The sequence below is a fragment of the Vibrio cholerae genome, assembly GCF_008369605.1.
Classification (GTDB): Bacteria; Pseudomonadota; Gammaproteobacteria; order Enterobacterales; family Vibrionaceae; genus Vibrio; species Vibrio cholerae.
The window spans coordinates 1,547,481-1,562,421 of record NZ_CP043554.1 but is presented as its reverse complement, the minus strand read 5'-3'; the positions used below and the strand labels follow the sequence as shown (position 1 = coordinate 1,562,421).

Here is a 14,941-nt window from a genome sequence, read left to right as displayed (position 1 = left end):
TTAAGCAAAAGAGCAAACTGTCACAGCAGTTACTAACCAACGACGCGAGTCTACTTGTCTTTAATAAGACTATAGTTTTGTTTGGGAGGCGAATTCTACACCCGTTCAGGTCGTTAATGCGAGCTTAAGTTGTTAGATAATTTATATTTTAGTAGTTATTTGGGGAGAAGAGCGCCAAAATGTTGTTTAAGTTGATTTTATTTTTGTGCATTCAGGACGACCAAGCATGATGGATCTTTCGTTTTTAGAAATTGCCACGGTGATTAATAACATCGCATGCAGTGCAATAGCCGCGCTCTTTCTTTATATGTTAAGAAGCAAGCTGATTGAACATAAATTGGATACGGCCACTTGGTTTGTGCTGCTGTTTTTGGCTTACGGCTTGGCTTATACCACCTCTTCGCTGCGTTTTATTTTACCGATGGGATTTGCCATCTTTGTCAATAACTTGCTCTATCAACTTGGCGGTTATTGCATGCTATTTGCCGTATTGCGCTGGTATCAAAAGCCGATCAAAAGTGGCTTATACCTACTGATGATGGCGCACTCCTTGTCGTTTGCTTTGTTGTTATATCTCTTGTTCCGTTTGAATCCTGAAGACATAGGACTGCGCATCTTGATTGCTTCGTTAAGCTTGTCTTCGGTGTATCTGATTTCTGCAATCGTTGCGGCAAAAAATGGTCAGCGTGGGCGGCCAGAGCAAACCCTTTTCGCTGTTGTATTGGCGGTGATGATGGTCATGCTCTACGTTCCTTTCGTCGCTTATCAAACTTTACCTTTGTTGGCGGTATTTCGCGCCTCGACCATAGTGGTGCAGAACCTGTTCTTTTTTATCATTCTTGGCACCATGCTAATGCTGTTTTTGTTCGAGGAAATAGAATGGCATCGCTTACGCTCTATTCAAGATGAACTGACAGGTGCGTTTAACCGTCGTCATTTTAAAGAGCAAGTACAGCAAAAATTGAAGCAGTCTAAGCAGAAATCTATAGTGGCTTTAGTTGATATTGACCATTTCAAGCAGATCAATGATTCCTATGGACATGATATTGGTGATTCAGTGATCACCTATGTGGTTCGCCATTTAGAGTCACTGGCATTAACGGAATGCTTGGTCGCTCGATATGGCGGTGAAGAGTTCGCGATCTTTGCCCGTGAAAATGATTTTGAGCGAGTATCGCAAGCCCTTGATTCGGTGCGTGATGCGATTTCGGTTGGTTTTCATGTTGAACAGCAACCACTCAAAGTATCGGTCAGTATCGGCGCGGTGATTTTCGAAAGTTCACATGAATATGGCGAAGTATTACGCCAAGCGGATAAGGCGTTATACCAAGCGAAGCAACAAGGACGAAACCGAATCATGCTGCAAGACGTAAGCGCGAGTTAGCTCAGATTGTTTATAGGATGGGAGCCTAACGGCTCCTAATTTCAATACCTGCAACTCCCAGTAGTTTTGGTATATCTGCGACTTCAAGTTGTTTGGGCTTGTCGCTCTCGCTCAGTGAGCCAGCAAAATCAACCCGTTGGGTAAGCTTTCTCCAAAGGCGCGTTGAGTTTCCGCTTCATCCAGTTCGACTACTTCACTAACCAGATTAATCCATGAATCGGCCACGCGGCTCTGCTTGAGCTTATCCAACACTTGTGTGCGCCATTCTTCCGATATATCGCGAGTGCGATCCCCCGTTTTGCGACACATCATCACAGTGGCAAAAGCGCACATTGGCTCTTGTTGCCAGTCTTGCTCTAAGAGCTTAGGGAGCCACTGCTGGATCTGCTCTTTGGGCAGACAGGTATGCAGGCTGCCGTAAAAAGGTGTGCGAGCGGCCAATCGTCCTAATGCCCACCAATGTGCTTGTTGATATTGAGTATGGTTGAGTGCCTTATTTAAAAACCAAGTGGCGAGTAGAGTTTTGTCTTCCACCTGCAAATGCTCTAAAGAGGCGGCGAGACGCACCATGGCTTCATAGCTTTTCTCTTGGGCTTCTTTGGTTGAAGCAGGCGTTCGCATTGCTCCGGGATGGAGATACTTGGCGATATCTGCCAGCAAGGTTTCTTGCTGTTCTTGATTCAAACCACCCGCAACACGACGCCAGAATACCCACCAATCTGTCCAACCTTGCGTATTGGTAAACTGAATACCTTGTTGGTACAGCGCCCAAATCTGTTCAATCCGCCAACCATCGGTTGCATCACCAAAACCGGGACGTAAGCAGAAGCCGGCCAGACGTAGCCAGTTTTTTTCATGGGGCTCTGAGCGGCGACGGCGCTTACGGCCAAGGGCAAGCGTGTCAAATAGGCTGCGTAAGGTGGAAAAATCCCACGTTTCCCGTTTACCTAAGCGTTTTTCTAGCTCTTTGGTCAGCGTTTTGATCGCTTGTTGGTCAGCACTGGTTTTATTGGCGCTGTAGATTTTGCTGATGAGATCTTTCGCCTCTTGTAACTTAGGAGAAGTAGCGACGCTGTCCTCCAGCTCTCCGGCTTGGGTTACGCTGTGACGAATATCAAATTCGACCTGCCAGCGCTGCTTTTCATCATTGGGATTGACACACACGATTTGCAGCGTGCCCACCTCGGTTAATTGGCAGGCCAATTGCACTTCTACGCGCTGCTTTTGGTTGGCGGCAAGCTCGGTGGGATCGAGTGCGGGTAACGTAACAATATAAGGCGGCAGGGGCTGAAACTTATCGGTATCAATGGTAAACAGAGCGCCATTTTGTACCCGTTGATCTTGTGTGATGTGCTCGTGCGTCGAGGTTAACAAATTAAAGCGCACCGGTTCACCGACCGTGAGGGCAAAGCGGCGGCTGGTTAAACGAATTTCTTGTCCTTCTTCACTGCCTTTGGCGAGCAAACATAAGGCTTTGCCGAGTTTATTTTTTTCTTGTAGATGAAGGAAATAAGAGCGCGCTGCGCCACCACCGATTTTGAGTTGCGCACCGCGTCTTGCTTTGGCATAAGCCACAGCGCCTAATGCCACAGACCAGTCTGGGTGAGGGTTATTAAGTAGGGTGATTGGTCGGCCTAACCAGTCACTCAGTAACGCGATGAGTCTTTGCGTGATGAGCGAACTATTAAAGACGCCACCGTTGAGTAATAACGCTGTCGGCAACAGGTCGGTGGACTCTGTATTGGGCTCAGAGGGCACCACGCCTTGATGATGGCTCAAAAACTCAGCGATATGTTTACTGACCGCAGGGTCAGACGCATAAGGCAAGCCAAACTCCACAACCGCACTGCGGCGTTTCTCTGGTAGTACGTCACGCTGGGTCAGTGGAAAAAATCCATCAAGCGCGATCTGGTGTACTTCGTCACGGTGTAGGGCGACACTTTGAGTACCGCCGAGTAATTTTGAGCCGCTGCCGAGCAGGGTGATTTTCATCTGCTCTGGTGCGTCTGCACAGAGCAGGCTTTCCTTCGCTTGGCGGGTTTGCTGGATAAGCTTGGATAAACCTGCCGCGCTGAGTTTTTTGTTTTGGTTAAAGCGACGTTCCGCCACATGCGCTAAAGCCAGATCAATGTTATCACCGCCAAGCATCAAATGATCGCCCACACCAATCCGGTTGAGTTGCAGCGTTTCTTGCTCATCAAATTGCGCGGCAATCAGGCTTAAATCGGTTGTACCGCCGCCCACGTCACACACCAATATCAGCGGCACGTCTTGCAAGATATCGTTCGCTTGAGCTTGGTGACGATGATGCCAGTCATAACAAACGGCTTGCGGCTCTTCGAGCAGCATGATTTTCGGCAATCCGGCTAACTGAGCGGCTTCAATGGTCAGTTTACGTGCACCTTCATCAAATGAAGCGGGAACGGTTACTACCACTTCTTGTTGTTCTAACGGGTTTAAAGGATGGCGATGATTCCACGCTTGGCGGATATGGTTGAGATAGCTGGCGCTGGCAATGATAGGAGACACTTTTTCGACATCATTTGCTCCTGCCCACGGCAAAATGGGTTGGCTGCGATCAACGTTCGGATGTGAAAGCCAGCTTTTGGCACTAGAAACTTGTCGGCCTTCCACTTTTGCGCCCAACTCACGTGCCCATTCGCCAATAATCACTTGCGGCAGATCGCCATTCACCAACTGTGATTCCCAAGGCAGGGTTAAATCAGAATTTGTGAATTGTCCGTGTGAAGGGTGATAACGGAAAGAAGGAAGAAGTGGACGGCGAACCACTTCGCCAGGACCAACCAATTGATCAACGGGGAAAATCTCAACGGGAGATTGTTCTAGAGCATCGTTGAGTTCACAAAAAGCGACCACCGTATTGGTCGTGCCCAAATCAATGCCAACCAGAAAACGTGGTGATGACATGCTATACCTCGTATTCATAAAGGATGAGCGGCACCCCGAAGGATGCCGCTGTAGTCTTTCTAATGTTGCTGTGGTGCAGGCTCGTCTTGTGGGTTGTCACGCACATCAAATTCCACATGCCATTTTTGGCCATTATCAGCCGCAATCGCTTCAAGATAGAGCGTACCGAGCTCAGTCACTCGTGATGCCAGCGTAACCGGAACCACTTCTCCTGCTCGGCGACCTTCAGAAACAGGTAAGGTGATCTGAATGGTTGGCAGATCGTCTAGTTCATCGTTGGCCCAATCGACAAGGTGAGTCCCCGCAACATCATCACGGCGTACGGTTGAACCATAGAATTGGAAGTGCACAGGCTCACCAATCACTAGGCCAAACTGGCGATCCGCGACTTGCGCGCTCGAGCCTTCTTCCATACCAAATGGAGCAACACAGAGTGCTTCCATCGGCGGTGACATGCCCGGAATGGCTGGCATCGCACTTTCAATGCCGACATAGTAAGCCGAAGCAATACCACCACGGATGCGTACGCCTTGGCCTTGACGCACAACGCCGTAGTAAGCCGCGCCGCGTGCCACTGCCAGATCTAAATCCACTCCGGCTAAGAGTTTGGTAGGCGCCGCATTAGCCTGAGTTAGCCAAGCATTGATGGTTTCTAGCAAACGATCGGCAAGCAGAGTGGATTTAAGCACGCCACCGTTTAGCAAAATAGCAGTTGGCTTAATGAAATCGGCTTGTGGAGCGGCCATGCCCGGAATTCCTGCCATCGCGAAAGGCATGCTTTCTGCGTGGTTCTGACCTTGAGCATTAGCCTGTTTGCTTAAAAATGCTGCGATGTGGCGAGTAATGCCGGCATCTTGCGCGTAAGGCAAACTCATTTGAGTCAAAGCTCCGCGCATTTTGTGTTGTGGATGCTCGTTGATGGAAACCGCAGGGAAGAAACCATCGACCAGCGTTTGCTGAACTTCTTCACGAGTCAGTTCGGTTTTCAGTGTTGCGCCGAGCAGTTTAGAACCGCGGCTTGGTACCACGATCGGCACTGCGGCCAAATCCGGTTGGCTGAGGAGTGCTTCTTTTGCATCACGGCATGCGTGTGTCATGGCTTGTACTTGCCACATTTGCAGCTCTTTGCCTTCCTGCGCCAACTTCATTTTCAGACGATAGGCGAGGGCGAGATCCATGTTATCGCCACCGAGCAGAATATGTTCGCCAACGGCAATACGCTTGAGGGCAAGGTTGCCTTCTTCTTCGGTCACTTCGACCAGTGAAAGGTCAGTGGTACCGCCGCCAATATCGATCACTAGCACCACATCGCCAACGCTCACTTCACTGCGCCACTGTTCGTGGCGGTTATCAATCCAGCTGTACAGCGCCGCTTGTGGTTCTTCGAGCAGAGTAAAATGCTGCAGGCCAATATTACGTGCCGCTTCCGCGGTTAAGTCACGGGCGGCAGGATCAAACGAAGCAGGAACGGTAATGGTGACATCTTGCTCAGCCAATGGGGCATCAGGATGGGCGTGATCCCATGCCGCTTGCAAGTGTTCTAAATAAAGCTCAGTGGCACGCAGTGGGGAAATTTTGCTGACATCTTCAGGGCTGCCCGATGGCAAAAAGGCTTCGCGACGATTAACGCCCGCATGGCATAACCATGATTTGGCGCTTGCGACGAGGCGAATCGGGGTTTTTGAGCCCAAATTGCGCGCAATTGCACCGATCAGTGCTGTTGGTTCACTGCTCCAAGGCAAACGGCGTGAAGCGGCGGCCATTTCATGTTCATGGGGTTGATAAACGAAAGAACCGAGCTGGTTGAGGTTTTCCACAGTGCCCGGCGCTGTCATTTGCGCAATCGACATCACTTCAACACGGCTCTCTTCACTCTGTACATCTTGATAAGCGAGTACGCAGTGGGTTGTACCAAGGTCGATGCCTACACTGTATTTGGCGGAATGAATTGGCATCTCCATTACAGTTCTACCTCCGCAGGCGCGAGGATCGAGGTGTCGTAATTGTCCGCCAGTTTCGGCAGGGTTATGGAATCTGCACGCCAACCTTTGTGAATCAGAGTGCCAACGAATGGCGCTTGGCCAGTCACTTGACCGGTTAGGCGAATTTCTTGCGTATTGAAGCCCGCTTCGACGCTGATGCGGCTCTCTTCTTGTTCGCTACGAATAGGCGATAGCGTGAGGTATTCGCGCAGCACTTTTTGGCCGCCACTATGAATCACGCGAGCGGCTGCGCCCACTTCTTCATCCGAAAACTGGCTCACTTCTTCTTGTAAGAAGTCAATCAGGCGAGCTTCTTTTTGCAGCAGTGCGAGAAGTTGCAGTGCTGAATCGGTTGAGGTGGTTGCGAGTTTGGATTCCACTTCAACGACTCGTTCCACGACTTTTTCAATTTCGACGATCTTTTCCACTTCGATGATTTTTTCTACTGGCTTTTCAACCGTCACAATCTTTTCGACGGGTTTTTCTACGATCTTTTCTGTCACTTTGCCTTTACGAGCAATGGCAACAATCAATAGCAGTACTGACGAAGCTGCTAGCCCAGCATGGAGCATATCAAAAGTGGTTGGGATCAGGTTTAGGTCGATATTCATCGTGAATTCTCTTTTGCAGACTCTGTGCTCAAGGCACAACAAGTTTCTATACCCGGACTTGAAGCTACGGGCGGGCTGTTTGCTCTCTTTCATCACACAGTTTGTCTATGTGTTTACGGAGATTGACAGACTTACCACTGACCTGAAGCGTCGAGTCGGTTGGTATACGCTTAGCGAAAATAATGAGTATCAGGTGCACTTTGTTTCATTGTGCCAGTGTTAACTCAGGCTTTTTCGCTAAGCTGCGTTATAGACTAAGCTCAAAATAGGGGCGGATAGTACCATATTCAAGGCGAAAGGCAGCGATGAATCCCGATTTACAGGCTGGGATAAGGTTTGATTGGTGGCTTTGTGAGCAGTGAGTGTGGTCAATTTTGCACCATCTACCCCTGCATTTCGTGAGTAAGCGCTCGGTTTATCACTGAATGCTCTGAAAATGACTTGAATCTAGCGTCCCAACTGAAGTAAGGATATTGATATATCACACATCTTCATCATGATTTTTCATGATAGATAACATAATAAGGAAGAAGTGGATGCTCAAACATGTGCGCGTGATTGTGCCCTTGCTGGTACTGTTGTTTTCTCTGCTTCTGACTGTGTTTGTGGTTTACACCGCATACTCATTACAGCTGCGCCATAATCGTACTCTGTTGGAAAACCTTGCGGATAGGCAAACTATGGCACTGCAGCAGTTTGTCGATAGTGATATCCATTTTATCGGCTCTGCCGCCAACTTTTTCCGCTCAAGCACAAGCGATGACTGGGTGCGTTTTCACACTTTCGCAGAAGAGACTCTTAAAGGTTCACAAAGCCTGATTGCTTTACAATGGTTAGTGAAAGTTGAGCCGCCTCAGGCTGAAACTTTTACCGCGCGAATGCAGCAACGTTTTCCTGAGTTCACTTTGTACACGGTGCCAAAAACGGGAGAGATCAAATACGGTTTCGGTACGGATGACCAAGCGAAATACGTTTTATCGGATATATATCCACTCAATTATGACAATCGTAAACTGTTAGGCTTTTACTCGGAGCGTGAACGTTTCAAACGAATATTGGCGGATATTGTCGTTAATCGTCGGCCGAATGTTTCGGATAAAGTGCGCCTGCTACAAGACGGAATTGATAAGTCGATCGTCAAAGATGGCATGTTGGTGTATCACCCTGTTTTTTCTTCAGAAGATGATCGCAGCTTACTTGGTGTGATGGTCGGGGTGGTGCGCCTATCCACCTATTTCGAGAAACTGGTCCAAATCAGCGTCATGGAACAAGATCTCGATATGCGCGTGATTGATACCGGATTTGATTCGGAAGACAGTCCGGTTCTTTATCAAAGCCCGATGTGGCGAGCGGATGATGAACCCAAAATAGAGCGCAAATTGGTGTTGCCAAACCGTGATTGGGTGCTGGAGTTTGAACTGCATCAGCCGATTAACCATAGTGAAGAGTGGGTGCTACTGGGCTTAGGGTTGGGTGGCGTTATTATTTCTCTGCTGCTTAGCTACATCATGCGAATGCAACTGGAAGAGAAACAACGGCTGACAGATATGATTGAGGAGCGTACCGCAGAGCTGCGTTATCTGGTGGAGCATGACAGTTTGACCAACATCTATAACCGCCGCTTCTTTAGTCAGCATTTGTGCAAAATGTTAGATGAAAAACAATCCTTTACCTTGATTTCATTTGATATCGACCGCTTTAAGCAAATCAACGACAGCTATGGGCATTTAGCAGGGGATTACGCTTTAACGCATGTGGTTGATGTGGTGAAAAAAGAGTTGGTTGAATCGGATATTTTTGCCCGTTTCGGCGGTGATGAGTTTGCCATCTTGTCATCCGTGACCGATGAAACGGCGCTTTATACTTATCTAGAGCGGATCCGTAAAGTGGTCGAAGCAGAACCTGTGATGCTCAATTCCGAAACACCATTAACCTTAACCATCAGTATTGGGGCGAGCATTAACTGTGAGTACAGTGAGCCGGAGATTTTACAGAGTGTTGATGATCAGCTCTATCTCAGTAAATCGAAAGGTCGAAATCGTGTATCGATTGCGCAGCAATGCAGCAAGGTAGAATCGAATTATGCCTTCAATTCAGGTAGGATGTTCGACTTTATGTAACAGAGAAAGAGCCAAGAATGAATTACAACCGTGTTGTGTGCTTCGATTTAGAAATGTGTTGTTGGAACGAAAACGGAGTGGGAACCACGGGTGAAATCATTGAAATTGGTCTAGCAGAAATCGATCTCGCGGCGGGAGAAATCGTCAAGCGCGCGCAATACTTTGTCAAACCGGAAAAAGATGAAATCTCGCTGTTTTGCGCCGAACTTACTGGGATCACACCGCGCAAAATCGAAAAGCAGGGTCGGCCTTTAGCTGAGGTGATCCAGTCTATGGTCAAAAACTTCGGTGGTTCGAATAAAATTTACGCCTCATGGGGGCGCGATGACCTCATTTTGCTTAACGAGTGTCGAGAAAAGGGCCTTTCTGTCCCGTTCCAAGAGTTTCTGAACCTTGCCACCCTGTATCGTATTCAACATCGTTTGAAAGACAAACGCATTGGTCATCGCGCGGCTCAGGAATCGCAAGGTATTGAATGGGAAGGGCGTCAGCACTCAGGCTATGTTGATGCCTACAACTTGGCAAAGTTAGCGTTAACCATGCTGTAATGTGATATTCAGCAAATTGTTATGCAACGTTTCAGATCTTGTTCTAGGCTTTTGTATGGTTGTCCACAAAGCCGAGTACAAGAATGGAAAATACACTCTACGTCTGTTGGCTGGTGAATGCTCTAAGTTGTATCGCTGTGATGCTCTATTGGCGAATGACACCACCACTCTAGTGACTTTTTAGACAAGAAGTTCTAGAGCAAAGCCCAAGTACAAAAGCGCGAATTTCGCGCTTTTTGTCTTTGAGAAATAGGAGAGTGTGTCTGAGCCGATAACGCGCGGCGTTATTCTGGTGCTTGATGTTTGTCTGCGGCCATCAGTTTGGCGCGAATAAACTGACTATGATCGACATACAGCAGCTCAGCGGCCTTACGAATCACCGCATCTTCAAGCGGATCAATCGTGCCATCGGCATTTGCCACTTCCCACATCGCTTTGATCAGCTCAAACCTTTGTGTTTGGGAGAGGCTACGTAGCTGGGAAGTAAAATCGTACAGTGAGGCCGATTGTTTGACTTCTTGCTCTGCGCGCATGAGTAAGTCGCTGGCTTGCTCAGCCGTACATTGGAGCAAATGCTGCAACAGTGCCAGCTTAGCTTGTTGCTCTGGCGCTGAAATTTGTTGATCTGCGCCAGCCACTTCGCTGAGCAGACAGGCGATGGCCAGATCCGGTGTGGCAGAGTGTTGAGCTAAGTCTTGGCCTTCAAGAAGCTGCTTAAACAGGGAAGTGAGTGCATTAAACATAGGCAAGCCTTGGAGATTGGGAGTCGTAGGTTAAACAATGTGGCCTTGAGCGTCACTCTTCAAGCATAGCACCTAAAATTTCGATAAATTCTGAGCTAGTGCGTTCGTGGGCAAGAGTAATCAACGCCAGTAGTGCTTCGGCTTTGGTTTTGGGGCCGCTGTCCTCAGCCAAAATCGTCATGAGCTGTGACCGGATCAATTCCATCTCATGTTCCACAAAGCCGCGGCCTTCCTCTTCGCCTTCTCCTTCTTCCGGCGCGTTATCAAAGGTGAGAAACAGCATGTCATCGTCAAGCTGCGCTTCAATTAAGCGCTCTGGAAGCCACACTTCCCCCATCACCACATCAGGATCAAGGTCATCGGGGAGCTGGTTTAAAATCGTTTTCAGTTCAGAGGCTTTCACAATCGCTTCGTTTCCTTAAGGTTCTATCTTCATTTTAGCGGCCAATCGCGCCGAAAACGAAGCTTCTTTTGAGTATTAGGCTTGCATTTGCTGTTTCTGTAGGCAGGTAAAGGTGGCTAAAGCGTGGGATCATGGGCGTGTTACTAAAACTCTGTGGTACAATCCGCGCAGTTTTTTGGAAAGATAACAATAGGAAATGCTTTGACTTCGTCACAGCCCACACCCGACTCGGCAGCTCAGCCCAAAGCCAATAGCGCTGCCAGTTTAAAAAAGGCGCTCGGAGAGTGCCTGATCAAAGACCGTTTTCGTTTCAGTAAACGCATTGATGGTGCCAGTAAAATTAAAAATGAATCGGCACGCAACGCGGTATTTGACGAAATCGCGCTCGATATTGCGCAATCCATGATGGTGGTTGAGCAGCGTAAACAGCAGATGCCCAAAATCGAGTATCCTGCGCTGCTGCCAGTTAGCCAAAAACGTGATGATATTGCGCAGGCGATTGCTCATCATCAAGTGGTGATTGTGGCCGGTGAAACCGGTTCAGGCAAAACCACTCAGCTACCGAAAATTTGCGCAGAATTAGGCCGCGGTAAATACGGTTTGATTGGCCACACTCAGCCGCGCCGTCTTGCTGCGCGATCAGTGGCAAACCGCATTGCCGAAGAGATGGAAACCGAACTCGGTAGCTTTGTGGGCTATAAAGTTCGCTTTACCGATCAAATCTCGGATCAGACTCAAATCAAATTGATGACTGACGGTATCTTGCTGGCGGAGATCCAAAACGATCGTTTCCTCAACCAGTACGACACCATCATTATCGATGAAGCGCACGAGCGCAGCCTCAACATCGACTTTATCTTGGGCTATCTCAAGCAGCTTTTGCCGCGTCGTCCCGATCTCAAAGTCATCATCACCTCGGCGACCATCGACCCTGAGCGCTTCTCGAAGCATTTTAGCAATGCGCCGATCATTGAAGTCTCAGGCCGTACTTATCCGGTGGAAGTGCGCTATCGCCCTCTGGCGGGGGATGATGACAGCGAAAGCGATCGCGACCAACTGGAAGGCATTTTCCAAGCGGTGGATGAGCTGTGCGATGAAGGGCTGGGCGACATTCTGATCTTCATGAACGGTGAGCGCGAAATTCGTGATACCGCGGATGCGCTTTCAAAGCGCAACCTGCGTGATACGGAAATTGTGCCACTGTATGCGCGTTTGTCAGCCGGTGAGCAGAACAAGATTTTCCAACCTCATGCGGGTCGTCGCATCGTGCTGGCCACCAACGTGGCGGAAACCTCGCTAACGGTTCCGGGCATCAAATACGTTATCGACCCAGGTACCGCGCGGATCAGCCGTTACAGCTATCGCACCAAAGTGCAGCGTTTGCCGATTGAGCCGATTTCCCAAGCCAGCGCTAACCAGCGTAAAGGCCGCTGTGGACGTACCGAAGAGGGGATCTGTATCCGTCTCTATTCGGAAGAGGATTTCTTGTCACGCCCTGAGTTTACTGACCCTGAGATTCTGCGCACCAACTTAGCCTCGGTTATCTTGCAGATGACGGCATTGGGGCTGGGCGATATTGAAGCCTTCCCCTTTGTGGAAGCGCCAGATAAGCGCAACATTCAAGATGGCGTGCGTCTGCTCGAAGAGTTAGGGGCTATCAACGATCAAATCAAAGACCCGAAAAAACGCCTCACCGAAAGTGGTAAGCAGCTAGCGCGTTTGCCGATTGATCCACGTTTGGCACGCATGGTGCTTGAGGCGTCGAAATTCGGCTGTTTGAAAGAAGTGATGATTATTGCTTCCGCGTTGTCGATTCAAGATCCGCGTGAAAGACCGAGCGACAAGCAGCAATCGGCCGATGACAAACATCGCCGTTTTAACCATGAAGATTCAGATTTCCTGACGTTAGTGAATTTATGGCACTACATCGGACAGCAGCAAAAAGCGTTGAGCAGTAACCAGTTCCGCCGTCAGTGCAAGCTCGATTACCTCAACTATTTGCGCGTGCGTGAATGGCAGGATGTGTACACCCAACTGCATCAATCGACTCGGGAAATGGGTTTTAAGCTCAATGATGAGCCGGGCAGTTACCATGCGGTGCACAGTGCGATCTTGGTCGGTTTGTTGTCGCACATCGGTATGAAAGATCAGGAGAAGAACGAGTACCACGGCGCACGTAACGCACGTTTCAACATTTTCCCTGCCTCTGGCTTATTTAAAAAGCAGCCGAAGTGGGTCATGTCGGCAGAGCTGGTGGAAACCTCCAAACTGTGGGCACGCGTGGTCGCGAAAATCGAACCGGATTGGATTGAGCCACTGGCGAAACACCTGATCAAACGTAGTTACAGTGAGCCACATTGGTCGAAGAAAAATGCGGCGGTGATGGCGTATGAAAAGGTGATGTTGTATGGCATCCCGATTGTGCCGAAACGCTTGGTCAACTACGGCACGATTGATCCTGTGCTCAGCCGCGAAATTTTCATTCGCAGCGCACTGGTAGAAGGGGATTGGGAAACCAAACACGCCTTCTTCAAACAAAACCGCGCGCTGCTCGCCGAAGTAGAAGAGTTAGAACATAAATCGCGTCGCCGCGATATTCTGGTTGATGATGAAGAGCTGTTCCAATTCTATGACCAACGTGTCGGCACCGAAGTGGTGTCTGGTCGCCATTTTGATGCGTGGTGGAAAACCGCAAGCCGTAAAACGCCGGATCTGCTTAGCTTTGAAAAAGAGATGCTGTTCAAAGGCGATGCCAGCCACATTACCGATCTGGATTACCCGAATTTCTGGCATCAAGGCAATCTGAAACTCAAACTCAGTTACCAGTTTGAGCCGGGCGAGAACAGTGACGGTGTGACGGTACACATTCCGCTGCCAATCTTAAACCAAGTTGAGCCACATGGCTTTGACTGGCAAATTCCCGGTTTGCGCCATGAGTTGGTGGTGAGCTTAATTAAATCGCTGCCGAAAACGCTGCGTAAAAACTTTGTGCCAGCCCCCAATTACGCTGACGCTTTTTTGGCGCGTGTAACACCGTTTGAAATGCCGCTGCTCGATGCAATGGAAAAAGAGCTGCGCCGCATGACGGGTGTGACGGTATTGCGCGAAGATTGGAAACTGGATCAACTGCCTGCGCATTTAAAAATTACTTATCGCGCGGTGGATCATCGCAATCGCAAGCTCAATGAAAGCTGCGATCTGCATGAGCTGAAAGAGAGCTTGAAAGAGAAAGTGCAAGAGACACTTTCGCAAGTCGCCGATGATGATATTGAGCAGCGCGATCTGCATACGTGGTCGTTTGGTGAGCTACCGAAAGTGTACCAGCAAAAGCGTGGTGGCTTTGAAGTTAGAGCTTATCCGGCGTTAGTCGATAAGAAAGACAGCGTCGAAATCAAACTGTTTGAAACCGAGCAAGAGCAGCTTAGCGCGATGCGTGCCGGCCAGCGCCGTTTGATTCTGCTTAATGTGCCATCGCCGATCAAATATCTGCACGCCAATCTGCCGAACAAATCTAAACTCGGTTTGTACTTTAACCCGTATGGCAAAGTGCTCGATTTGATTGATGACTGCATTGCCTGCGGCGTTGATAAGCTGATTGAAGAGCGCGGCGGCATGGTGTGGGAGCCACAAGCATTTGAAGCGCTCAAAGAGCATGTGCGTGCCGAGCTTGGCGATACGGTAGTTGAGATTGCCAAGCAGGTAGAAACTATTTTGACTACGGCTTACAACATCAATAAACGTTTGAAAGGTAAGGTGGATTTCACGATGGCCTTTGCGCTTTCGGATGTCAAAGCACAAATCGAAGGGCTGATTTTCAGCGGCTTTGCGACTGAGTGTGGTTGGAAACGTCTGCCGGACATTCTGCGTTACATGCGCGCGATTGAACGCCGGATGGAAAAACTGCCGGTCGATCCCAACAAAGATCGTCTGCATATGCTGAAAATTGAATCGGTAGCCAACAAGTATAAAGAGCTGCTGAACAAGATCCCGAAAGGGATGGCGATTCCTGATAACGTGCGAGAAATCCGCTGGATGCTCGAAGAGTTACGCGTGAGTTATTTTGCTCAGCAATTGGGTACGCCGTATCCGGTTTCGGATAAGCGGATCATCAACGCGATTGAGGCTTGTTAGTCATGAAGGCGAATTTCGTGGCACTCGATAAGAAATAGGTACGAAATTTGCTTAACAAGCTGAGATGACGGAATTTGCACTCAATGTGGCA

The 14,941-nt window shown here is 49.0% G+C and carries 10 protein-coding genes; 5 read left to right on the top strand and 5 right to left on the bottom strand.

The window, feature by feature from the left end:
- Window positions 1-307: 307 nt before the first annotated feature.
- Window positions 308-1,384 carry a GGDEF domain-containing protein gene (locus F0316_RS07275; RefSeq protein ID WP_033837795.1) on the top strand — a complete coding sequence of 359 codons (1,077 nt, stop codon included), beginning with the start codon at window positions 308-310 and terminating at the stop codon, window positions 1,382-1,384.
- 111 nt (window positions 1,385-1,495) lie between these two features.
- Here the strand turns inward: F0316_RS07275 and F0316_RS07270 are convergent, their stop codons facing one another.
- The 3 genes from F0316_RS07270 to F0316_RS07260 are packed head-to-tail and all read right to left on the bottom strand — an operon-like array spanning window position 1,496 to window position 6,905.
- A complete protein-coding gene (locus F0316_RS07270; protein ID WP_172625984.1) occupies window positions 1,496-4,312 on the bottom strand; it encodes an Hsp70 family protein in 2,817 nt (938 codons plus the stop codon).
- Window positions 4,313-4,371: 59 nt separating this feature from the next.
- Window positions 4,372-6,273, bottom strand: a complete 1,902-nt coding sequence (locus F0316_RS07265) for an Hsp70 family protein (protein WP_148553267.1) — start codon at window positions 6,271-6,273, stop codon at window positions 4,372-4,374.
- On the bottom strand, window positions 6,273-6,905 hold the full coding sequence (locus tag F0316_RS07260; RefSeq protein ID WP_148553266.1) for a DUF2760 domain-containing protein: 633 nt from the start codon (window positions 6,903-6,905) through the stop codon (window positions 6,273-6,275). The genes F0316_RS07265 and F0316_RS07260 overlap by 1 nt, the downstream gene beginning before the upstream one ends.
- A 536-nt stretch (window positions 6,906-7,441) precedes the next feature.
- Between F0316_RS07260 and F0316_RS07250 the strand changes: the two genes are divergently transcribed.
- From F0316_RS07250 to F0316_RS20305, 3 genes are read left to right on the top strand one after another with little or no spacing between them, the layout of a single operon-like run.
- Window positions 7,442-9,025 (top strand): sensor domain-containing diguanylate cyclase, encoded by a 1,584-nt coding sequence (locus F0316_RS07250; protein WP_000912203.1) that lies wholly within the window; start codon window positions 7,442-7,444, stop codon window positions 9,023-9,025.
- A gap of 17 nt (window positions 9,026-9,042) precedes the next feature.
- The gene (locus tag F0316_RS07245; RefSeq protein ID WP_001108807.1) at window positions 9,043-9,573 is read left to right on the top strand and encodes a 3'-5' exonuclease; all 531 of its coding nucleotides are present in this window, start codon (window positions 9,043-9,045) and stop codon (window positions 9,571-9,573) included.
- A 55-nt stretch (window positions 9,574-9,628) separates the two neighbouring features.
- On the top strand, window positions 9,629-9,757 hold the full coding sequence (locus F0316_RS20305) for a hypothetical protein (protein WP_001911535.1): 129 nt from the start codon (window positions 9,629-9,631) through the stop codon (window positions 9,755-9,757).
- 100 nt (window positions 9,758-9,857) lie between these two features.
- On the opposite strand, the gene F0316_RS07240 is transcribed toward F0316_RS20305, so the two are convergent.
- Together F0316_RS07240 and F0316_RS07235 are read right to left on the bottom strand one after the other, a co-directional pair.
- Complete coding sequence (locus F0316_RS07240) at window positions 9,858-10,316, bottom strand: tellurite resistance TerB family protein (RefSeq protein WP_172625983.1); 459 nt, start codon at window positions 10,314-10,316, stop codon at window positions 9,858-9,860.
- Between the two features lie 52 nt (window positions 10,317-10,368).
- Window positions 10,369-10,719 carry a VC1380 family protein gene (locus F0316_RS07235; protein ID WP_000647616.1) on the bottom strand — a complete coding sequence of 117 codons (351 nt, stop codon included), beginning with the start codon at window positions 10,717-10,719 and terminating at the stop codon, window positions 10,369-10,371.
- Between the two features lie 201 nt (window positions 10,720-10,920).
- Between F0316_RS07235 and hrpA the strand changes: the two genes are divergently transcribed.
- A complete protein-coding gene (gene hrpA, locus F0316_RS07225) occupies window positions 10,921-14,850 on the top strand; it encodes an ATP-dependent RNA helicase HrpA (RefSeq protein WP_149560359.1) in 3,930 nt (1,309 codons plus the stop codon).
- Window positions 14,851-14,941: the final 91 nt, after the last annotated feature.